Annotated in this window: 23 protein-coding genes and 1 other RNA gene; 12 read left to right on the forward strand and 12 right to left on the reverse strand. The window is 70.1% G+C overall.

The genetic code is table 11. The features are described from left to right. Positions 1-77 precede the first annotated feature (77 nt). Both argS and AC07NG_RS06720 read right to left on the reverse strand, forming a co-directional pair. Positions 78-1,919 (reverse strand): arginine--tRNA ligase, encoded by a 1,842-nt coding sequence (gene argS / locus AC07NG_RS06715; RefSeq protein ID WP_110120055.1) that lies wholly within the window; start codon positions 1,917-1,919, stop codon positions 78-80. Then, positions 1,916-2,638 carry a Tat pathway signal sequence domain protein gene (locus tag AC07NG_RS06720; protein WP_494592838.1) on the reverse strand — a complete coding sequence of 241 codons (723 nt, stop codon included), beginning with the start codon at positions 2,636-2,638 and terminating at the stop codon, positions 1,916-1,918. The genes argS and AC07NG_RS06720 overlap by 4 nt, the downstream gene beginning before the upstream one ends. A 189-nt stretch (positions 2,639-2,827) precedes the next feature. Between AC07NG_RS06720 and ispH the strand changes: the two genes are divergently transcribed. Continuing rightward, the gene (gene ispH, locus AC07NG_RS06725) at positions 2,828-3,790 is read left to right on the forward strand and encodes a 4-hydroxy-3-methylbut-2-enyl diphosphate reductase (protein WP_494592840.1); all 963 of its coding nucleotides are present in this window, start codon (positions 2,828-2,830) and stop codon (positions 3,788-3,790) included. A gap of 11 nt (positions 3,791-3,801) precedes the next feature. Here the strand turns inward: ispH and AC07NG_RS06730 are convergent, their stop codons facing one another. Both AC07NG_RS06730 and AC07NG_RS06735 read right to left on the reverse strand, forming a co-directional pair. Beyond that, positions 3,802-4,194, reverse strand: a complete 393-nt coding sequence (locus AC07NG_RS06730) for a type II toxin-antitoxin system death-on-curing family toxin (protein WP_492855805.1) — start codon at positions 4,192-4,194, stop codon at positions 3,802-3,804. Positions 4,195-4,202: 8 nt separating this feature from the next. Next, positions 4,203-4,424 (reverse strand): AbrB/MazE/SpoVT family DNA-binding domain-containing protein, encoded by a 222-nt coding sequence (locus AC07NG_RS06735; protein WP_492855806.1) that lies wholly within the window; start codon positions 4,422-4,424, stop codon positions 4,203-4,205. Positions 4,425-4,517: 93 nt separating this feature from the next. Here AC07NG_RS06735 and thrB point away from each other — a divergent pair, with 93 nt between their 5' ends. The 3 genes from thrB (at position 4,518) to AC07NG_RS06750 (ending at position 6,415) form a co-directional block, all read left to right on the forward strand. After that, positions 4,518-5,480: a homoserine kinase gene (gene thrB / locus AC07NG_RS06740; protein WP_487292067.1), complete on the forward strand. Its 963-nt coding sequence runs from the start codon at positions 4,518-4,520 to the stop codon at positions 5,478-5,480. Beyond that, the gene (gene rnhA / locus AC07NG_RS06745; RefSeq protein WP_110120061.1) at positions 5,477-5,923 is read left to right on the forward strand and encodes a ribonuclease HI; all 447 of its coding nucleotides are present in this window, start codon (positions 5,477-5,479) and stop codon (positions 5,921-5,923) included. Before thrB ends, rnhA begins: the two co-directional genes overlap by 4 nt. Before the next feature lie 75 nt (positions 5,924-5,998). After that, a complete protein-coding gene (locus AC07NG_RS06750) occupies positions 5,999-6,415 on the forward strand; it encodes an MAPEG family protein (RefSeq protein ID WP_494592844.1) in 417 nt (138 codons plus the stop codon). Positions 6,416-6,579: 164 nt separating this feature from the next. Here AC07NG_RS06750 and nudC read toward each other — a convergent pair whose 3' ends face one another. Then, the gene (nudC, locus tag AC07NG_RS06755) at positions 6,580-7,524 is read right to left on the reverse strand and encodes an NAD(+) diphosphatase (RefSeq protein WP_494592846.1); all 945 of its coding nucleotides are present in this window, start codon (positions 7,522-7,524) and stop codon (positions 6,580-6,582) included. Positions 7,525-7,727: 203 nt separating this feature from the next. On the opposite strand from nudC, the gene ffs reads away from it, so the two are divergent. The 4 genes from ffs (at position 7,728) to recR (ending at position 10,857) form a co-directional block, all read left to right on the forward strand. Beyond that, an RNA gene (gene ffs / locus AC07NG_RS06760) (signal recognition particle sRNA small type) lies at positions 7,728-7,820 on the forward strand. 85 nt (positions 7,821-7,905) lie between these two features. Beyond that, positions 7,906-9,759 carry a DNA polymerase III subunit gamma/tau gene (locus AC07NG_RS06765; RefSeq protein ID WP_494592848.1) on the forward strand — a complete coding sequence of 618 codons (1,854 nt, stop codon included), beginning with the start codon at positions 7,906-7,908 and terminating at the stop codon, positions 9,757-9,759. 159 nt (positions 9,760-9,918) lie between these two features. Continuing rightward, positions 9,919-10,248, forward strand: coding sequence for a YbaB/EbfC family nucleoid-associated protein (locus AC07NG_RS06770; RefSeq protein WP_492855811.1), 330 nt, complete (start codon positions 9,919-9,921; stop codon positions 10,246-10,248). A 6-nt stretch (positions 10,249-10,254) separates the two neighbouring features. Continuing rightward, positions 10,255-10,857, forward strand: coding sequence for a recombination mediator RecR (gene recR, locus AC07NG_RS06775; protein WP_494592850.1), 603 nt, complete (start codon positions 10,255-10,257; stop codon positions 10,855-10,857). Positions 10,858-10,906: 49 nt separating this feature from the next. On the opposite strand, the gene AC07NG_RS06780 is transcribed toward recR, so the two are convergent. The 4 genes from AC07NG_RS06780 to AC07NG_RS06795 all read right to left on the reverse strand — a co-directional run bounded on the left by AC07NG_RS06780 (position 10,907) and on the right by AC07NG_RS06795 (position 14,059). Beyond that, entirely contained in the window at positions 10,907-11,884 is a 978-nt protein-coding gene (locus AC07NG_RS06780) for an NADPH:quinone oxidoreductase family protein (RefSeq protein WP_494592852.1), read from the reverse strand. A gap of 30 nt (positions 11,885-11,914) precedes the next feature. Continuing rightward, a complete protein-coding gene (locus tag AC07NG_RS06785) occupies positions 11,915-12,946 on the reverse strand; it encodes an alpha/beta hydrolase (protein ID WP_494592854.1) in 1,032 nt (343 codons plus the stop codon). Between the two features lie 44 nt (positions 12,947-12,990). After that, positions 12,991-13,632, reverse strand: coding sequence for a TetR/AcrR family transcriptional regulator (locus AC07NG_RS06790; protein ID WP_492855815.1), 642 nt, complete (start codon positions 13,630-13,632; stop codon positions 12,991-12,993). Between the two features lie 112 nt (positions 13,633-13,744). Further along, the gene (locus tag AC07NG_RS06795; protein WP_494592856.1) at positions 13,745-14,059 is read right to left on the reverse strand and encodes a hypothetical protein; all 315 of its coding nucleotides are present in this window, start codon (positions 14,057-14,059) and stop codon (positions 13,745-13,747) included. A gap of 97 nt (positions 14,060-14,156) precedes the next feature. Here AC07NG_RS06795 and AC07NG_RS06800 point away from each other — a divergent pair, with 97 nt between their 5' ends. Further along, a complete protein-coding gene (locus AC07NG_RS06800) occupies positions 14,157-15,146 on the forward strand; it encodes an alpha/beta hydrolase (protein ID WP_494592858.1) in 990 nt (329 codons plus the stop codon). Positions 15,147-15,313: 167 nt separating this feature from the next. Here the strand turns inward: AC07NG_RS06800 and proC are convergent, their stop codons facing one another. The 3 genes from proC to AC07NG_RS06815 form a co-directional block, all read right to left on the reverse strand. After that, positions 15,314-16,096 (reverse strand): pyrroline-5-carboxylate reductase, encoded by a 783-nt coding sequence (proC, locus tag AC07NG_RS06805; RefSeq protein ID WP_494592860.1) that lies wholly within the window; start codon positions 16,094-16,096, stop codon positions 15,314-15,316. A gap of 236 nt (positions 16,097-16,332) precedes the next feature. Continuing rightward, entirely contained in the window at positions 16,333-16,836 is a 504-nt protein-coding gene (locus tag AC07NG_RS06810) for a type III secretion system chaperone family protein (protein ID WP_110120074.1), read from the reverse strand. Between the two features lie 131 nt (positions 16,837-16,967). Next, complete coding sequence (locus AC07NG_RS06815) at positions 16,968-17,285, reverse strand: accessory factor UbiK family protein (protein ID WP_494592863.1); 318 nt, start codon at positions 17,283-17,285, stop codon at positions 16,968-16,970. Positions 17,286-17,401: 116 nt separating this feature from the next. Between AC07NG_RS06815 and lgt the strand changes: the two genes are divergently transcribed. The 3 genes from lgt to pgeF are packed head-to-tail and all read left to right on the forward strand — an operon-like array spanning position 17,402 to position 20,231. Continuing rightward, the gene (lgt, locus tag AC07NG_RS06820; RefSeq protein ID WP_494592865.1) at positions 17,402-18,274 is read left to right on the forward strand and encodes a prolipoprotein diacylglyceryl transferase; all 873 of its coding nucleotides are present in this window, start codon (positions 17,402-17,404) and stop codon (positions 18,272-18,274) included. Then, positions 18,271-19,449 carry a class I SAM-dependent methyltransferase gene (locus AC07NG_RS06825; RefSeq protein WP_494592867.1) on the forward strand — a complete coding sequence of 393 codons (1,179 nt, stop codon included), beginning with the start codon at positions 18,271-18,273 and terminating at the stop codon, positions 19,447-19,449. The genes lgt and AC07NG_RS06825 overlap by 4 nt, the downstream gene beginning before the upstream one ends. Continuing rightward, on the forward strand, positions 19,446-20,231 hold the full coding sequence (pgeF, locus tag AC07NG_RS06830; RefSeq protein WP_494592870.1) for a peptidoglycan editing factor PgeF: 786 nt from the start codon (positions 19,446-19,448) through the stop codon (positions 20,229-20,231). Before AC07NG_RS06825 ends, pgeF begins: the two co-directional genes overlap by 4 nt. Positions 20,232-20,352: the final 121 nt, after the last annotated feature.

The following is a 20,352-nucleotide window of genomic DNA, read 5'->3' on the forward strand; positions in this document are numbered from 1 at the left end:
TTTCTGTACGTGCAACCCCTCACCCGACCTCCCTCCGGGAGGCCACCCTCTCCCGCAAGGGGAGAGGGGCGCGGTCATCACATCCGCTCGGGCGCATCCACGCCCAGCAGGTCGAGCGCCAGCTCGAGCTGCTTGAGCGCCGTCTGGGCCAGCGTCAGGCGCGAGGCCCGCACGGCCGGATCGTCGGCGCCCAGGATCGGGCAGGCGGCGTAGAACTTCGAGAAGCCCTGGGCCAGCTTGTAGGCGTGCTCGGCCACGAAGTTGGGGGCCTTCTTGTCGTAGGCCTCCGACAGCGCGCCCTCGAAGGCGTCCAGCAGCAGGGTCAGGTCGCGTTCGGCCGGTTCGGCCACGATCACCGGACCCGCCTTGGCGGCCTGTTCGGCGGCCTTGCGCAGGATGCTCTTGATACGGACGGTCTGGTACAGCAGGTACGGACCGGTCTTGCCCTCGAAGCTGGTGAAGCGGTCGAGGTCGAAGACGTAGGAGGTGCCGCGGAAGTTCTGCAGGTCGGCGAACTTCAGGGCGGCGACGCCCACCTTGTGCGCGGTCTCCTCGAAGGCTTCCGGCGACAGTTCCGAGCCGAGGCCGGCTTCGCGCAGGCGCTCGCGGGCCTTTTCGCGGGCCATCTCGATCAGGTCGTGCAGCTTCAGCACGCCGCCGGCGCGGGTCTTGAACGGCTTGCCGTCGGCGCCGTTCATGGTGCCGAAGCCGATGTGCTCCAGCCCGCCCGGCTGGGCGTAGCCGGCCAGGTAGGCGGCGCGGAACACCTGCTCGAAGTGGTCGGCCTGACGCTGGTCCACGCAATAGAGGATCAGGTGCGGGTCGAACGACTGGCGGCGGTCGAGGATGGTCGCCAGGTCGGTCGTGCCGTACATGGCCGAGCCTTCCGACGAGACCACCAGCAGCGGATCGGGGCTTTCGACCTCGATCACCGAGCCGTCGGGCAGCTTCTTCTTCTTGGTCTCGCCGGGACGGGCCACGCGGACGATGCGGGCGCCCTGGTCTTCGACCAGCAGGCCCTTGTCCTCCAGCTGGCGCACCATCGGCGCGATCAGCGGGTCGGCGTCGCTCTCGCCCTTCCACAGGTCGAAGTCGACGCCCAGGGCGTGGAACTCGCGCTCCAGGGCCACGCGGCTGACCTCGACGAAGTGCTTCCACAGCAGACGGTAGCCGAAGCGGCCGTTCTGCAGGTCGGCCGTCGCCTTGCGGGCGCGGTCGCGATAGTCGGCGTCTTCCTTGGCGCGCGCGGCGGCGGCCGGATACAGGCGATCGAGGTCGGCCAGGGTCACCCGGCCGGCGAACTCGGCGCGCACCTTGGCCTCGTCGGCGGCGGTGAAGTCGCGCGGAGCGTCCGGCAGTTTCTCCATCAGGGCGGCGATGAAGGCGTCCTCGTCCGCCACCGCGGTGATGAGCAGGCCCATCTGGAAGCCCCAGTCGCCGAAGTGAGCGTCGCCCACCACCTGGTCGCCGCGGAAGCGGTACAGGCGCTTGATCGACTCGCCGATGATCGAGGCGCGCAGGTGGCCCACGTGCATCGGCTTGGCCACGTTGGGGCCGGCGTAGTCGACCAGCACCCGGCGCGGATCGGCCAGCAGGCTGGCGCCGGCGCGCGGATCGGCGGCGATCTGGTCGGCCCGCTCGGCCAGGGCCGAGGGGCTGACGCGCATGTTGATGAAGCCGACGCCGGCGATCTCGACCGAGGCCAGGCGCGGATCGGCCTTCAGCTGGTCGACCACCTGGACGGCGATCTCGCGGGGGTTACGCTTGGCGCTCTTGGCCGCCGCGAGGGCGCCGTTGCACTGGAAGTCGGCAAGGTCGGGCCGGTCGGACGCCGTGACGCGCCCGAAGTCGGGAGACAGTCCGGCGGCCTGGAAAGCGGCCGCGGCCGCCTCGCTCAAGGACCGCTTCAAATCGTTCATTGCTTAGGAGGAGTCCCTGCTTGCTGGGCCTGGGCGGTCTGGCCGGCGTTGACCCGGAAGCGCTTGCCGTCGCGGTTGAAGGCGGCCATTTCCGGGGTGACGTCGAAGCCGATCAGGACCTCGAAATTGCTGCCGCTCGTCTTGATGTCGGCGCGCGGGATGGTGATGGTCTGCAGATTCTCGGTGGCGTAGACGCGGTCGCCGCCGGCCGGGAAGGTGACGGGCAGGTCGAAATATTCCTTGGCCAGCACGTCCTTGTTGCGCTCGGTCACGGCCACCCAATAGCGGTAGGTCTTGCGCGCCTCGGTCGCTTCGGGACCACGGCCCAGGGCGAACAGAACCTCGACCTGCATCTTGATCGGCTCGTCGTTCTTGTAGGCGCAGCCCGAGGACACGCCCTGGATCTCGCCGGTGTAGCCGGCGGCGGCGCTGCTTTCCTTGCCGCCCTTGAACTCGACATAGCGGCTGGCGTCGTACAGCACCTTCACGAAGGGGCACGGGCCGGCGTTGCGCAGCTGGGCCAGCGGAGCCTTGGGCTGGTTCCACTCCTCGTCGCGCTTCTTCTTCTTGCCGCCGTCGTCGTCGCCGCCCTGACCACCGCCACCGGGGCCGCCCTGGCCGCCCATGCCTCCGCCCATCTGGGCGTGAGCGCTCATGGCGGTCATGGCGAACGACAGGGCCATCGTGGCGCTGAGGGCGACGGAAAGCGTGCGGCGCATGAAACGTCCGGTTCGAGAAGGATTGCCAGTTCGGGAGGTGCCCCAGCCGGCGTCATGCAGCCTGATAAAGGCATATGCGTGACCTCGCAACGTGCTCGCGTTTCACGCCTGACGTCAAACGTCCGCGTCGAGCATGCTCGCGTCACGCATGTCTGGCGCCGAAGGCCTCGAACGCTTAGGTTCCGCGCCATGAGCACCGCCGCGCCGACCCGTCCCAAGCTTCGCCTTTTCCTGGCCAGCCCGCGCGGCTTCTGCGCGGGGGTGGATCGCGCCATCCAGATCGTCGAGCGGGCGATCGAGAAGTTCGGCGCGCCGGTCTATGTGCGCCACGAGATCGTCCACAACCGCCACGTCGTAGACCGGCTGAAGGCGCTGGGCGCGATCTTCATCGAGGAACTGGACGAGGCCCCCGACGACCGCCCGGTGGTGTTCTCGGCCCACGGCGTGCCGAAATCCGTGCCGGCCGAGGCCAAGTCGCGGCAGATGATCTATCTCGACGCCACCTGCCCGCTGGTCTCCAAGGTCCATGTTGAGGCCCAGAAGCACTTCGACAACGGTCGCGAGATCGTGCTGATCGGCCACGCCGGCCACCCCGAGGTGGTCGGCACCATGGGCCAGCTGCCCGAGGGCACGGTGACCCTGATCGAGGACATCGACGACGCCTGCACCTGGCAGCCGCAGGACGCCTCGAACGTGGCCTTCCTGACCCAGACCACCCTGTCGGTCGATGACACCGCCGACATCGTCGCCATGCTCAAGCAGCGCTTCCCGACCATCGCCGCCCCGCACAAGGAAGACATCTGCTACGCCACCACCAACCGCCAGGACGCGGTGAAGATGCTGGCCGAGGCGTCTGACCTGATCCTGGTGGTCGGCTCGCGCAACTCGTCCAACTCGGTGCGCCTCAAGGAAGTGGGCCTGAAGGCCGGCTCCAAGGCCGCCTACCTGATCGACGACGCCTCGGGCCTGGAGTGGAGCTGGTTCGAGGGCGTGCAGAGCGTGGGCCTGACGGCCGGCGCCTCGGCCCCTGAAGACCTGGTGCAGGGCGTCATCGACGCCATCAGCGGCCACTTCGACCTGGAGATCGAGGAACTGGTCGAGGCCCGCGAGACCGTGACCTTCAAGCTGCCGCGACTGCTGACGACGGCTTAACGGCTTAAACGTCAGGGCGCGTCGACGACGCGCGGACGGAGCCAGTCGGTCAGCTCGGCAATGCCGATATCGCCGGCGGCGACCGCGAACATGATCGTTGTCGCATCGTCGGGCTCGGCCGCGAGCCAGAGACCGTTGTCCTCCAGGAACATGCCGAGCGCCATGAAGGCGGCGCGCTTGTTGCCGTCGATGAAGGGATGGTTCGAAGCGATGGCCACCGCGTAGGTGGCGGCGAGTTCGATCAGATCCGACAGGCTCTCATAAGCGTGACGATTGACCGGGCGCGCCAAGGCCGAATTCAGCAAGCCCTGATCCCGCACGCCGCTCGCGCCTCCCGTTTCGGAAAGCACCAAGTCATGCCAGCGGATGAGCAGCGCTTCGTCGATCCAGACAGGCTCGCTCATGGGCGCGATTACTTCGCCAGGGCCTCGAAGGTCGAACGATAACGTTCGAGGAAAGCCCGGCCACGCTCGAAGCGCTCGTTCGTCGATCGCGCCGCCAATGTGAACGGGCCGCCGGCTTCACCATCGATAACCAGCGTATCGCCCGCCTTGGCGCCGAGCAGGGCAAGCAGTTCCTCGGTCAGTTCGACCTTAACCGCCTCGCCTTGTTGCTCGATCTTGAGTTCGATCATGGAGCGCTCCTTGCCGGCAAAACCATAGCACGGGCCACCACTCGCCGACAGGAGCCGCTTGACCGCCAGCGCGCGGCGCCGCATCCCGCCGCCATGGCCGTCTATACCGACATCACCGACCAAGAGCTCGAAGCCTTCCTGGCCGAGTACGACCTGGGCGCCCCGCTGGCGTTCAAGGGCATCGCCGAGGGCGTGGAGAACTCCAACTTCCTGCTGGAAACGGAGACCGGCCGCTACATCCTGACGGTCTACGAGCGCCGCGCGCGGCCCGAGGACCTGCCCTATTTCCTCGACCTCCTGGGCTGGCTGGCCGACCGCGGCTATCCCTCGGCGCGTCCGGTCGCCGACAAGGCGGGCCGCAATCTCAAGACCCTGCGCGGCAAGCCGGCCGCCATCGTCGACTTCCTGCCGGGCCTGTCTGTGCGTAAGCCGACGCCCGCCCACTGCCGCGAAGCCGGCGAGGGCCTGGCCTGGCTGCACCTGGCCGGCGAGGGCTATGCCGGCCGCCGCGCCAACGACCTGGGCCAGCCGCACTGGGCGCCGCTGTTCTCCAAGCACCGCCAGGCCGCCGAGGACCTGAAGCCGGGCCTCTCGGCCGTCATCGACAAGGATCTGGCCGAGCTGGCCCTGGCCTGGCCGCGCAACCTGCCGACCGGCACGATCCACGCCGACTATTTCCCCGACAACGTCTTCTTCAAGACCGACGGCAAGTTCGCGGCGACCATCGACTTCTACTTCGCCTGCGACGACGCCTACGCCTACGACGTGGCCGTGACCCTGAACGCCTGGTGCTTCGAGGCCGATGGCAGCTTCAACGTCACCGCCGCCCGCGCCCTGATCGCCGGCTACGAGCGCCGCCGCCCCTTGAGCCCGGCCGAGCGCGACGCCCTGCCGATCCTGGCGCGCGGCGCGGCCATCCGCTTCTTCCTGACGCGCCTGGCCGACTGGAACGCCACGCCCGCCGGCGCCCTGGTGCGTCCGAAGGATCCGCTGGAATACGAGCGCAAGCTGGCGGTGCACCGCGAGGGCCTGTCGCTGTTCGGATCCTCGCAGTGACCCCGAAACTGATCATCTATACCGACGGCGCCTGCCGCGGGAATCCGGGCCCCGGCGGCTGGGGCGCGGTGCTGATGTACGGCGACAAGCGCAAGGAAATCTGCGGCGGCGACCTGGCGACCACCAACAACCGCATGGAGCTGATGGGCGCGATCATGGCGCTCGAGGCCCTCAATCGCCCGACCAAGGCCGAGTTGCACACCGACAGCCAGTACGTGATGAAGGGCGTCACCCAGTGGATCCATGGCTGGAAGGCCAAGGGCTGGAAGACCGCCGACAAGAGCCCGGTCAAGAACGTCGATCTGTGGCAGCGCCTCGACGCCGCCCGCCTGCGCCACGAGATCGACTGGCGCTGGGTCAAGGGCCATGCCGGCCACGAACACAACGAACGCGCCGACGAACTGGCCCGCCGGGGCATGGAAGAGACCCTGAAGAAGCGCTGACCCAAGGTCAGGCTTCGCGGAACGGCGTTCCACCGATAGCCTCCCTGAAAGAAGAACGCCTGGGGAGGCAACGCCATGAATACGATGATCGCGCCAGTGCTGGCGCTGGTGAGTTGGTCGCTGCTGATGTGGCTGTGGATGTACGCCCAGCGCCTGCCGGCCATGACCAAGGCCGGGATCAAGCCGCAGGACGCGCGGTTTCCGGGCTCGCTGACCGGCCTGCCCGACGCCGCCCGGCAGGCGGCCGACAACTACAACCACCTGATGGAACAGCCGACGATCTTCTACGCGGCGGCCCTGGCGATCGCCGTGGCCGGTCATGGCGATCCGGTCGCGGTGGGCCTGGCCTGGGCCTATGCGGGCCTGCGGGTGGTCCACAGCCTGATCCAGGCCAGCGTCAACATCGTGCTGGCGCGGTTCGCGGTGTTTTCGCTGAGCACGATCGTGCTGGGGGTGATGGTGGTGCGGGAGTGGATGAAGCTCATCGCCTGATCCCTCTCCCCTTGCGGGAGACGGTGGCCCGCGAAGCGGGTCGGGTGAGGGGTCTCTCAGACCTCGACGCTGCGTGAGCGGTCAGGCGGGGCGAGGCGGTTTTCTTTTGAGAGACCCCTCATCCGACGGCTTCGCCGCCACCTTCTCCCGCAAGGGGAGAAGGATCAGTCGTCCGACTCGCACCAGGTCTTGATCAGCTGATGCGCGATCGCCAGCGTCGGCGGGGCGAAGGCGTCTTCGATCTCGCCGCGGATCAGGGCTTTCGCCTCGTCCTTGTCGAACCAGCGGACGGCCTCCAGCTCGGTCTGGTCGGGGGCGGCCTGGTCGCTGTCGACCTCGGCGATCAGCCCCATCATCAGCGAGGCCGGGAACGGCCAGGGCTGGCTGGAGTGGTAGCGGACCTTGGTGGCGACGAGGCCCGCCTCTTCCTTCAGCTCGCGGGCGCAGGCCTCCTCGATGGTCTCGCCGGGCTCGATGAAACCGGCCAGGGCCGAGAACATGCCCTGCGGCCAGGCGGCCTGGCGGCCCAGCAGGCACTTGCCGCCGTGGACGGCCAGCATGATCGCCACCGGGTCGGTGCGCGGGAAGTGCTCGGCGTGGCAGGCCGGGCAGATGCGCTTCCAGCCGCCGTCGGCGATGTCGCTCTTCTGGCCGCAGTTGGCGCAGAACGGATGCTTGCGCCGCCACTCGAACATCGACTTGGCGGTGCCGAGGATACCGGCGTCGGGCGCCGGCAGGGTGGCGGCCGCGCCGCGCAGCTCCTCGAACCGGCCCAGGCCCTGCAGAGCGCCCTCCGCCGGATCGGCCGCGCCCTCCAGGTCGACGGCGAAGACCGCGATGTCCTTCCACAGACCCATGAACAGCAGGCGCTCGTCGGTGCCGGCCAACTCCTTGGCCATGTCGGCGCGCAGATAGGCGATCTGGACGCCGCCCGGCTCGTCATCAGCCCCCGGCGCGTCCTCGACCAGGACCTTGCCGTTCCAGACGGCGACGGCCAGGGACTGGGCGTCGTCGAGCTTCTCGGCGATCCAGCTGGCGTCGCCTCGACGCTCGCTGGCGCGGTCCAGCGGATTCCCGGCGAAGATGTTGACGATCTCGGATAGCGGCATGGGCGAATCTGTAGCCCAGCGACGCGGAGTCGTCACCGCCTGCCGTTAAGGCTTTTCGCCCACCGGAAACCCGCTGTCTTTCGGCTGCGACGCTCTGGCCTCTCGTTTTATCGCGTCGCGGACGCCGAAACCGGCGACCACTTTCGGCTGCGACGCTCTGCGCGCTTGCATATCGGTCGATGAGTCGCGATATACCCCCTCGGAGATCGGCGACGGACGATGGCCTCGCCAACCTGGTCAGGGCCGAGAGGCAGCAGCCACAACGAGATCACCTTCGGGTCGTCTGCCGGTCTCCACCTTATTCCCCGAAATCGTCAGCATCCACGCCAGCGAGCGCGCGCGAGCCTTTTGCCGCGCCGCCCGACGCTCTAGACTGCGCCCATGGCCGACCACGACCTCACGCCCGAATCCGCCCCGCCCTGGGACGAGCCCGCCTTTGACCGCGAAGAGGCGCCCGAACGCGACGAGAACACGGCCGACATCTTCGGCGAAGCGCCCGCTCCCGCCGCCGCCCCGCCGGCGGCCAGGCCCCTGCCCGAGCCCGAACCGGAAGAACCCGGCGCGGCCTACACCGTGCTGGCCCGAAAGTACCGCCCGCGCACCTTCGAGGACCTGATCGGCCAGGAGGCCATGGTCCGCACGCTGGCGAACGCGTTCAGCACCGGCCGCATCGCCCACGCTTTCATGCTCACTGGCGTCCGCGGGGTCGGCAAGACCACGACCGCCCGCCTGCTGGCCCGCGCGCTGAACTACGAGAGCGACACCGTCCACGGCCCCAGCGTCGACCTGACCACCGAGGGCCGGCACTGTCGCGCCATCATCGAGGGCCGGCACATGGACGTGCTGGAACTCGACGCCGCCTCGCGCACCAAGGTCGACGAGATGCGCGAACTGCTGGACGGGGTGCGCTACGCCCCGGTCGAGGCGCGCTACAAGGTCTATATCATCGACGAAGTGCACATGCTGTCGACGGCGGCGTTCAACGCCCTGCTGAAGACGCTGGAAGAGCCGCCGCCGCACGCCAAGTTCATCTTCGCCACCACCGAGATCCGAAAAGTTCCGGTGACGATCCTGTCGCGCACCCAGCGCTTCGACCTGCGCCGGATCGAGCCGGACGTGCTGGCCAAGCACTTCGACCGCATCTCGCAGAAGGAAGGGGCGCGGATCGACGCCGACGCCCTGGCCCTGATCGCCCGCGCCGCCGAAGGCTCGGCCCGCGACGGCCTGTCGCTGCTCGACCAGGCCATCGTCCAGACCGAGCGCGGCCAGACGGTCACCGCCGCCGTCGTGCGCGACATGCTGGGCCTGGCCGACCGCAGCCAGACCATCGCTCTCTTCGAACAGGTGATGAGCGGCAAGCCGGGCGAGGCCCTGACCACCTTCCGCCAGCTGTGGGGCTTCGGCGCCGATCCGGTGGTGGTGATGCTCGACCTGCTCGACCACTGCCACGCCTCGTCGGTCGCCAAGGCCCTGGGGCCGGACGCCCTGTCGATGCCCAAGGAACAGGCCGCGCGCCTGACCTCGGTCGGCGCCCAGACCAGCGCCGGGACCATGGCCCGCCTGTGGCAGATGCTGCTCAAGGCCCATGACGAGGTGCGCCGCGCGCCCGACGCCATGGCCGCCGCCGAGATGGCCATCATCCGCCTGTGCTACGCCGCCGACCTTCCGGGTCCGGAAGACGCGCTGAAGGCCCTGCGCGACGGCGGCAATCCGGGTGGTCCCAATGGCCCTGGGGGCGGCGGCGTCGCGGTGGGCGGTGGAGCCGCGCCGGGCGGCGCCGTCTCGGCCGCGCCGCGCGCCATGGCCGCCGTCGGCGCGGCGCCCGCCGCGCCCGTGCTGGCCTCGTTCGACGACGTGCTGAAGCTGATCGCCGAGAAGCGCGACATCGGTCTGCGGCTCGACGTCGAACAGTATGTTCGCCCGATCAGCTTCCGCCCCGGCGCCATCACCTTCGAAGCCGCCCCCGGCGCGCCCGGCAACCTAGCCGGCCGCCTGGTCCGCGCGCTGAAGGAATGGACCGGCCAGCCCTGGCTGATCGCCGCCGAGGGCGGCGGCGGGGCCGAGAGCCTGATGGAGCGCCAGAAGCGCGAGGAGCGCGAAGCCCTGGCGGCCATCAAGTCCGACCCGTTCGTGGCCTCGGTGCTCAGCGCCTTCCCGGGCACCGAGATCGTCGAGATCCGCAAGGTCCTCGCCCCCGAACCCGCGCCGATCGAGCCGGACGAAGTCGAGGACTAGCCATCTCCCTTCCCCCTCGATGGGGGAAGGGTCGGGGATGGGGGTGATGCGGCTTTTCAGGATGCGGCTCGGCCGCGCTCGAACCCGCCGGCGCTTCCACCCCCACCCCTGCCCCTCCCCCATCAAGGGGGAGGGAAAGAACCTTTCGAGGAGCAGACCATGAAAGACCTCAGCGGCCTGATGAAGCAGGCCCAGGCCATGCAGCAGAAACTGGCAGAAGCCCAGGCCCGCGTCGCCGAGATCAGCGTCGAGGGCACCTCGGGCGGCGGCATGGTCACCGTCACCCTGGCCGGCTCGGGCGAGCTGACCAAGGTGGTGCTCGACGAAAGCCTGGTCGAGCCGGGCGAGGGCGAGGTCATCGCCGACCTGATCGTCGCCGCCCACGCCGACGCCAAGAAGAAGCTCGACGCCAAGCAGGCCCAGCTGATGCAGGAGGCCGCCGGCCCGATGGCCGGCATGATGGGCGGCTTTCCGGGCATGAAGTTCTAAAGGCTGATGGCCGCCTCCGCCGGACCCGAGATCGAGCGCCTGATCGCCCTGCTGTCGAAGCTGCCGGGCCTTGGACCGCGCTCGGGCCGGCGGGCGGCCCTGGCCCTGCTGAAGAAGCGCGACACCCTGCTGGCGCCGCTGGCGGCCGCCATGGCCGAGGCGCAGGCGAAGGTGAAGACCTGCTCGACCTGCGGCTCGCTCGACACCACCAATCCCTGCGCCGTGTGCTCGGACGGAACCCGCGACGTGCGCCTGCTGTGCGTGGTCGAGGAGGTCGGCTCGGTGTGGGCCATGGAGCGCGGCGGCTCGTTCAAGGGCCGCTACCACGTGCTGGGCGGCCTGCTGTCGGCGCTGGACGGCGTCGGCCCCGAGACGCTGCGAGTGAGCGAACTGCTGGCTCGCGCCTCCAGCGGCGAGGTCGCCGAGGTGATCCTGGCCCTGCCGGCCACGGTCGACGGCCAAACCACCGCCCACTACCTCGCCGACCGCCTGGCTCAGACCAATGTGCCGGTGACCATGCTGGCGCGGGGCGTGCCGGTCGGCGGCGACCTCGACTGGCTCGACGATGGGACCATCGCCCAGGCGCTGCGGGCGAGACGGCCGGCGTAGTTTTCCCTCTCCCAGAGGGAGAGGTTTTTCAGGGAGGGAGAGGTTCGAACTACGGCGCGATCACCGCCTTGCCCACCACCCGCCGCTCCGCTAACAGGTCGAACGCCTCGCGCCAGCGCTCCAGCGGAACCTGCGCATGCACGTGCGGCCGGATCGTTCCGGCGTCGGCCATGGCCCAGACGGCGGCTTGATCCTCGGCGCCACGCTCGGGGAACTGGCGGCCGTATTCGCCGGCCCGCACGCCCATAACCGAGATCCCCTTGATCAGCGGAATATTGGCCGAGACGGTCGGGATCCGGCCCGAGGTGAAACCGATCACCAGCAGTCGCCCGTCGAAGGCCAGGCACCGCAGGCTCTCGTCGAAGACGTCGCCGCCCACGGGGTCGTAGACCACGTCCACCCCGCGCCCGCCGGTGATCTCCTTCACCCGATCGCGGAAGCCGCCTGTGACGTTGACGGTCGCGTCAGGGGCGTAGAGCCGCGCGATCTGCGCCAGCTTGTCGTCCGAGGCGGAGGCCGCGATCACCCGCGCGCCCATGGCCTTGGCCAGGTCCACCGCCGCCAGCCCCACGCCGCCGGCCGCGCCATGGACCAGCAGCCATTCGCCGGGCTGTAGGTTCGCCCGCCGCACCAGCGCCACCCGCGCCGTCAGATAGGCCGCGCCATAGGACGCCGCCTCGCCGAACGACAGCCGCGCGGGCTTGGGCTTCAGGGCCTTGGCGGGAACGACGATGAACTCCGCGAACGCCCCGGTGCGCGCCCCGCCGACCACCGCCGCGCCGATCTCCAGGCCCTCTACGCCCTCGCCCAGTCCAGCGACCTCGCCGGCGAAGTCGAGGCCGGGGGTGAACGGCAGGGACGGCTTCAGCTGGTATTCGCCGCGGGTCATCAGCAGGTCGGGGAAGTTGACGCTGGCGGCCTTGATGCGGACCAGGACCTCGCCGGGTCCGGCCGTCGGCGTCGGGACCTCGCGGACGGCGCAGCCGGCGAAGTCCGGCGCCAGAGCCTCGACGACGAGCGCCCTCACTCTACCTTCCCCCATCGAGGGGGAAGGGCTTCACTTCTCGATCTCCGCCCGCACCAGCGCCGCGATCTCGCGGCAGGCCGCATCGGCCGCCGGGACCGCGCCCGTGAAGGCCGTGAACCCGTGCGCCAGGCTGTCGTAGCAGCGGTAGACGGTCGGCACGCCTGCGGCGATCAGGCGCTTGGTATAGGCCTCGCCCTGGTCGACCAGGGGGTCGAAGCCGGCGGTGACGACGATGGCCGGGGCCAGGCCCGACAGGTCCTGCGTCTTGTCCGGCGACAGGCGCGGATCGGCCGGGTCGGCTTCCGGCCCCATGTAGTGGGCCATGAACCATTCCATGATCGGCCGGCTGAGCGGATAGGTGTCGGCGTAGAGGCTCATCGACGGCGTTTCGCTGGCCACATCCACGGCCGGATAGATCAGCAGTTGGAAGGCCGGCTGGGCCTCGCCCGTCCGCTTCATCTCCTGGGCCAGCACGGCCGAGAAGTTGCCGCCCATGCTGTCGCCGCCGATCGCCGCCTGGCCCGGCGCCGCGCCGAAGCGGGCGGCGTTGTCGCGGCCCCAGCGCCAGGCGGCCAGCACGTCGTCCAGGCCGGCCGGGAAGCGGTGATCCGGGGCCAGGCGATAGTCGACCGACAGCACGGCGGTCTTGGCCACGCGCGCCAGGATTCCGCAGAAGGCGTGGCAGGTCTCCAGGTCCCCGATCACCCCGCCGCCGAAGTGGGCGAAGACGATCAGCGGCGCGGCGCTGTCCTGCTCGGCAGGGCGATAGGCGCGCAGCGGGATCTGTCCGCCGGGACCGTCGATGTTGAGGCTCTCAGTGCGCACGCCGGGTTCGGGCGGACCAGACACCGCCGCCAGTCCCTTGGCGCTGGCGGCGCGGGCCTCTTCCGGGGCCAGGGTGGTCATCGACGGCAGGCCCTGGGCCGCATGGGCGAAGAACTGGAAGCGCGGATCGAGCGTGCGCCCGCCGCGATAGACCACGCCCCCGCCGCTCAGCGCCCGCAGGATCGGGGTCGGCAGCGACAGGATCGTCTTGAGGACCAGCTTCTGGACGTCGGCCATTCGGGGGCTCTTTTCTTCTGAAAGTCGGGAGAAAGGGTCGGCCGCTAGGGCCTGGGCAGGGCCGGCAGGCCACCGAGGATCAGGCCGACCGCGAAGGCTGTGGCGCCCTGCGTGTCCATCGGCCGGCGCTCCAGCATCTTGTCGCCGACCTCGCGGGCCACGGCGATGCAGGCGGCGGTCAGGTAGTCGAGATCGACGGGCGGGGCGTGCTCGCGCTCCAGCACCCGCTCGAAGGCCTCGCGCACCTCGCCGAAGACGGCGGTGACCTCGGGGGTCGAGCGCACCTGCGGATGGGTCTCGCCGGCCGGGCGGTTGACCCGCCAGGTCTCGTGCTCGGCGGCCAGGAAGTCGAAATAGGCCCGCATGGCCCCGCGCAGGAACGAGGCGAAGTCGGTCGCCTTCTCGAACTCCACGCGCAGCAGCGGCCGAAAGCGCCGCGCCCCGTCGTCGGCGAGGGCGTCGAACACCTCCTCCTTGGACTTGTAGTAGTTGTAGAAGGTGCCCGAGGCCAAACCGGTCAGGCGGATGATGTCGCGCACCGTGGCCCCGTCATAGCCCAACTCGCCGAACACCTGGCGGGCCGCGTCGAGAATGGCCTGGCGGTTGGCGGTCTTGGTGCGCTCGCGCTTGCCCGGGCGATTGTCCTCGCGCGGCGGCATGGCGGGGAAATAGGCGATGTTCGACATCGATGAGCGCGACTCCCAGCGGCGTCGATGACGCCCCGTCAGGATTTGATCCCCGTTCCGGGCGCGGAGCAAGAGGATCTGTCGATAAGACCCTCCCCCTGAGAGGGAGGATCTAGTTCCCCGACAAACCCGACGGCCGGACGAAGCTGGCCGAGCAGCGCACGTTGCAGCGCGACCACTCGCTGGGACAGCTGTCGTCGTCGGCGTTGGCGCGGCAGAAATAGTAGGTCTTGGCGCAGGCGGCCTTGCAGGCAGGGATGTCGCGCTCGGGCGGCTTGGGCGAGAACAGCGGCGGAAGCGGCGCGGGCGCGGGCGTCTCGGCGGCCGGCGAACCGGTCGAGCGCGCGCTCGTCTGGGCGCTCGTCTGCGCCCCGGCGGAAGAGGCCAGGGCGACGACCAGCAGCAGGGCGGAAAGGGCGCGACGCATGCCCGCGAGTCTAGGGATTGATCCGTCCGAAGGAAACCGCGCCGAGAAGCCGCACCAGCCCCTCGACGAACGCCGCCGCGCCCCTACATTGAGAGCCATGCTCAAGCACGCCGGACGCGCCCTTGCCGCCTTCACCCTGCTCTACGTTTCCTTCGTCGCGGCGGGCGGCGTGATGGCCGGAGTCGGATCCAAGCCGCCACGCGGCGCCCAGGTCGATATCGGCGAGGGCCGCACCCTGCGCCTGGTCTGCGAGGGCGAAGCCCGCACCGATCGCCCGACCGTGTGGCTGGAGGCCGGGGCCTTCGGCTTCGCCGCCGACTGGGGCGCCACCCAGGACGCCCTGGCCGCCGCCGGCTGGCGCGCCTGCGCCTATGACCGCGCCGGCATGGGCTATTCCCCGCCCGGTCCGGACCCGCGCGACGGCCTGGCCATCGTCACCGACTTCGAGAAGCTGGTCGCCGCCTCGGGCGAGAAGGGCCCGTTCATCCTGGTCGGCCACTCGATGGCCGGCCTGCGCCTGCGCGAATACGCCGGCCGCAATCCCAGCCAGGTGGCGGGCCTCGTCCTGGTCGACGCCGCCACGCCCGAGGCGGCGCAGCTCCCACTGGCCAAGCGCTTCCTCAGCTCGTTCGTGTTCGCCTCGCGGGCGGCGGCGCTGGGGGCCTCGGCGGGGCTCTACAAGCCGCTGGTCTATACCCCCCTGGGCGACAAGATCGGCCTGCCGCCCGACGCCAAGGCCGAGAAGCGCTGGGGCTTCGCCAACGGCCGCCATAACCGCACCTCGGCCGCCGAGGTCGAGCTGTGGGCCGAATCCTCGGCCCAGGCCGGCGCCGAGCCGCCCTTCTCGCCCGAATGGCCAGTGGCCGTGGTCACCGCCGGGGCGCGGGTCGGCGACCGTGTGCAATGGAAGGACATGCAGGCCGCCCCGGCCCACGCCTCGCAGCACGGCTATGTCGACCACGTGGCCGGCGCCAGCCACACCCGCCTGCTCGGCGGCGAATTCGCCGACCACATCGTGCGGGCGGTGGAGTTCGTGGCGGCGGAACGGGGCAAGCCGGCGCAGGCGCTGGTGGACGTGACGAAATGATCCTTCTCCCCTTGCGGGAGAAGGTGGCGGCCGAAGGCCGACGGATGAGGGGTCGCACCCACGAAAAACGCCGCGACGGCTGATCGGCTGTCGCGGCGTTTGATTTTTGAGAGACCCCTCACCCGACCCTGCTCCGCAGGGCCACCCTCTCCCGCAAGGGAGAGGGATCAGGAGCCCAGCTCTTCCGAGCGCTTCACGGCGGCCGCCAGCGCGCGCGGCAGCAGATCCCCGAAACCGCCCTCGCCCATCAGCACCGACAGGGCCGCGGCCGTGGTGCCGCCGGGCGAGGTGACCTGTTTGCGCAGTTCGGCCGGCTCTTCGCCGCCCTGGGCCAGCAGGGCCGAGGCGCCGGCGATGGTGGCGCGGGCGAGGCGGGCGCTGTCTTCGGGCGTCAGGCCCTGGCCGGCGCCGGCCGCTTCCAGGGCCTCGATGAAGGCGTAGAGATAGGCCGGGGCCGAACCCGAGACGGCGGTGGCCGCGTGCATCAGCTGTTCGTCGGCCAGTTCGACCGTCGCCGCGACGGGGGCGAACAGCGCCTTGGCGGCGTCCAGGGCTTCGGGCGTGTCGGCGTAGAGGCTGGCCGCGCCCTGGCCGATGGCCACGGCCGTGGTCGGCATCACCCGCGCCACGCGCCGGCCGCCGAAGACTTCGGAAATGTCGGCCGCCCGCACCCCGGCGGCGATCGAGACGATGATGGCGTCGGGGGCCAGATGGGGAACCACGTCCTTGACCGCCTCGCGCCAGATCTGCGGCTTGACCGCCAGCAGCACGACCTTGGCGGCGGCGAGCGCCTCCAGCGGCGGGTTCACGAGCGCGCCGGGAAAGCCCTCGGCGGTCGCCGCCGGGTCGCGGACGATCAGGTCGGCCGACGAGAACGCCCCCGTCCTGCGCCAGCCCTCGATCAGGGCGCCGCCCATGCGGCCCGCGCCGAGCAGAAGGATGGGGGTCATGGGCGAAGCTCCCGCGTCACAGTGTGCGCTGGGCGCTTAGCGCGGCTGGACGGCGGCGTCACCACCAGAATGATCCCTCTCCCCCTGCGGGAGAGGGTGGCCTCCGAAGGAGGTCGGGTGAGGGGTCGCGCAAACAGAAACGCCGCGACAGCGGTTCGGCTGTCGCGGCGTCAGAAGTCTGAGAGACCCCTCATCCGGCGCTTCGCGCCACCTTCTCCCGCAAGGGGAGAAGGGGATCAGGCCTGACCGACGGTCTCGAACATGCAGGCGGCCATGGCCTGGTCGGGGGTCTTGGCGCCGTGCAGCAGGAAGTCGAAGGCCGGATAGAAGCGGTCGGCGGCTTCCACCGCCGCGTCGATCATCGAGGCGGCCTGGGCCATGGTCGGGCGCTCGCCCGAGGGCAGGGCCAGGGCGTGACGGAAGACCACCTCGCCGTCATCGGTCCAGACCTCGAAGTGGCCCAGCCAGACGCGCTGGTTGATCATCGACAGCAGCTCGTAGGCCGCCGGGCGTTTGGTCTTGGAGGCGCGCAGGTCCAGCGACAGGCAGAGCTGCAGGCAATCAGCCTCGGGACGCCAGGCGAACCACAGCTCGTAATCCTTCCAGTCGCCGGTCAGGGCGAAGGCGAGATCGCCGTCTTCCGTCCGGTCGAAGGTCAGGTTTTCCGCCGCCAGCACGTGCTCGACCACCTCGAGGGGATCCAGCGCCAGCAGGACGTCGTCGTCGGGTTGGGTGTCCATCAGAACCTTTGGCCCCCAGGGGCGATGACGGGCGTGGGACCCGCCGGGTGTCGCCCACGAGAATGGAGTCTAAGCTGCTTCGCGCGTTTCGCCACAACAGCGTTCACGCTCCAAGCGAGCAAAAAGCGTGCTTATTCGCCCTTCCCGGAAGTTCCGTCCGCCTTCGGAGCGGTCTTCTTGGCAGCCTTGGGGGCGGCTTTCGGGGCGGGCGAGGCGGGTTCGGCGGCGGCCTTTTCGGCCTTCAGGGCGGCCACTTCGGCTTGCAGGGCCGCGACCTGGGCCTTCAGGACTTCGAGGTCGTCGCGACGCACCAGATCCAGTTCGGCCGCCCAGCGGTCAGCCTGCGAGCGGAAGGCGGTCTTGGCTTCGTCGCCCGCGGTCTGGGCGATGCCCATGGCGGCCTGGGTGAACTTGGCGAACTCGTCGAGGAAAGGGTTCTGGCTGTGCATCGTCGTTCCGGATGGGCGCAAATCGCCTGACGTCCTTTATATGGTGAGCGGGGGATGAAAGCGAACTGGTAACCCGCTATGCCTGCGACCAACTGTCCCGATCGGAGCCGCGCGGCGTGATCTTTCCGGAATTCGACCCCGTCCTGATCCACCTCGGCCCGCTGGCGATCCGCTGGTACGCCCTGGCCTACGTCGCCGGCATCCTGCTGGGCTGGCAGTACGCCGTGCGGCTGGTGAAGACCTCTCGGCTGTGGGGCGGCCGCACGCCCACCGCCACGCCCGAGCAGATCGACGACCTGGTGCTGTGGATCACGCTCGGCATCATCCTGGGCGGTCGCCTGGGCTACGTGCTGTTCTACAGCCCCTCGCTGATCTGGACCAAGCCGCTGGAGATCCTGCAGGTATGGAACGGCGGCATGAGCTTCCACGGCGGGTTCCTGGGCGTCTGCGCCGCGGTGATCCTGTTCGCCCGCCGCAACAAGATCGACCTGCTCAAGCTCGGCGACCTGGTGGCGCCGGTCGCGCCGCTGGGCCTGCTGTTCGGCCGCCTGGCCAACTTCGTGAACGGCGAGCTTTGGGGCCGGGTCACCGACGTTCCGTGGGGCGTGGTGTTCTGCAACGCTCGCATCCGCGCCCTCGAAGGCGGCGCCTGCGTGGCCGGCGACCTGCCGCGCCATCCCAGCCAGCTGTACGAGGCGGCGCTGGAAGGCCTGGTCCTGTTCGTGGTCCTGCGCCTGGCCACCCACCGCTTCGCCTTCCTGCAGCGCCGCGGCGGGCTCGTGGGCCTGTTCATGCTCTGCTACGGCCTGTTCCGCGCCAGCCTCGAGAACGTGCGCCAGCCCGACGCCTTCATGCCCAACTTCCCGCTGGGCCTGACCATGGGCATGCTGCTGTCGACCCCGATGCTGCTGATCGGCGCCTGGCTGGTCTGGCGGGCGCTGAAGGAGCCCGTCGTCCCGGTCGCTTCCCAGGAGCCGGCCGCGTCTTGATCCCCGCACGACCCGCGCTGCTCGACCGCCTGAAGGCCCAGATCGCCCAGGACGGGCCGATCAGCGTTCCCGAATACTTCACCCGCTGCCTGCACGACCCCCGCGACGGCTACTACGCCAACCGGCCCGCCTTGGGTCCTGAGGGCGACTTCGTCACCGCCCCCGGCGTCAGCCAGATGTTCGGCGAGCTGATCGGCCTGTGGCTGATGGAGACCTGGGACCGCCTGGGCCGCCCCGCGCCGTTCCGCCTCGTCGAGATGGGTCCCGGCGACGGCACGCTGATGAGCGACATCCTGCGCGCCGCCCGCCTGCTGCCGCCGTTCCTGCAGGCCGCCGACCTGTGGCTGGTCGAGGTATCGCCGGTGCTGCGCGCGGCGCAGGAGGCCAAGCTGGCCGGGGCGTCGGTGCGTTGGGCCGGGCGGCTGGAAGAGGTTCCGGCCGACACGCCGCTGCTGCTGGTCGCCAACGAGTTGCTGGACTGCCTGCCGGCGCGACAGTTCGTGAAGACCGCCGACGGTTGGGCCGAACGGGTCGTGGGGCTCGGCGAGGACGGGGAACTGGCGTTCGGGCTGCGCAAACTAAATCCTCCCCCCCTGGGGGAGGTGGCCCGAAGGGCCGGAGGGGGGGCGTTTTCAGCCGCCGCCGAGCCTGGGATTCTTCCCCCTCCGTCGACTTCGTCGACACCTCCCCCAGGGGGGGAGGATCTTGCCGTCGGCTCCATCCTCGAATCCTCGCCCGCCCAGGCCGCCCTGGGCTCGGAGATCGGCCACCGCCTGGCCCGCGACGGCGGCGCGGCGCTGCTGATCGACTACGGCCGCGCCACGCCCGAGCCGGGCGACACCCTGCAGGCCCTGCGCGCCCACAGGAAGGAAGGCCCGCTGGACAATCCCGGCCAGGCCGACCTGACCGTCTGGGCCGACTTCCCGTCGGTGCTGGACGCCGCCCGCGAGGCCGGGGCCGAGGCCCCGCCGGTGATCACCCAAGGCGAGTTCCTGCGCGCCCTGGGCATCGAGGCCCGCGCCCAGGCGCTGGCGGCCGCGCGGCCCGATCGCGCCGACATGATCGCAAGACAGCTTGATCGCCTGACCGGAGCGGCGCAGATGGGCGATCTCTTCAAGGTCGCGTGCCTGAGCGCGCCGGGGCTGGCCGCCCCGCTCTTCGAGGACGAGGCATGACGCAAGCTCACATCCCCACCGTCCAGTCATCGCTGCTGGCGACCGTGCCCGGCCTGCGCCACGCCTTCTTCACCCGCAACGGCGGCGTCTCGCAGGGCCTCTACGACAGCCTCAACGTCGGCCGCGGCAGCCAGGACGAGCCGGCCGACGTGATCGAGAACCGCGCCCGCGCCGCCGGCTGGTTCGGCGTCGACCGCGAAGACCTCAACACCTGCTTCCAGATCCACTCGACCATCGCCATCGTCGCCGACGGCTCGTGGGGCGACGCTCGGCCGCAGGGCGACGCCGTGGTCAGCAAGACGCCGGGCGTGGTCTGCGGCGCCCTGCACGCCGACTGCGCTCCGGTGCTGATCGTCGATCCCGAGGCCCGCATCGTGGCCGCCGCCCACGCCGGCTGGCGCGGGGCGCTGGACGGCGTCGTCCAGGCCGCCGTCGACTCCATGGTCGAGCTCGGCGCCCGCCCCGAACGCATGGTCGCCGCCGTCGGCCCCTGCATCGGCCCGGACTCCTACGAAGTGGGCCTGGAGTTCCTGCACCGGTTCGAGGCCGACTGCCCCGGCTCCAAGCGGTTCTTCAAGCCGGGCAAGGCCGACGACAAGCGGATGTTCGACCTGCCGTCCTTCGTGCTCGACCGCATCGAGACCGCCGGCATCGAGCAGCGCGAATGGATCGGCCGCGACACCTGCGCCGAGGGCGACCACTTCTTCTCCAACCGCCGCGCGGTGCTGAACGGCCAGAAGGATTACGGCCGGCTGCTGTCGGCGATCATGCTGGAAGGATGACCCTCTCCCCTTGCGGGAGAGGGTGGCCTCCCGGAGGGAGGTCGGGTGAGGGGTCGAAAGCCCTGTCCGCCGCGAAAACGGACCGACGGGGTGCGGCGTTCGATTTCTGAGAGACCCCTCA

Source organism: Caulobacter sp. GW821-FHT10C03 (assembly GCF_059415485.1).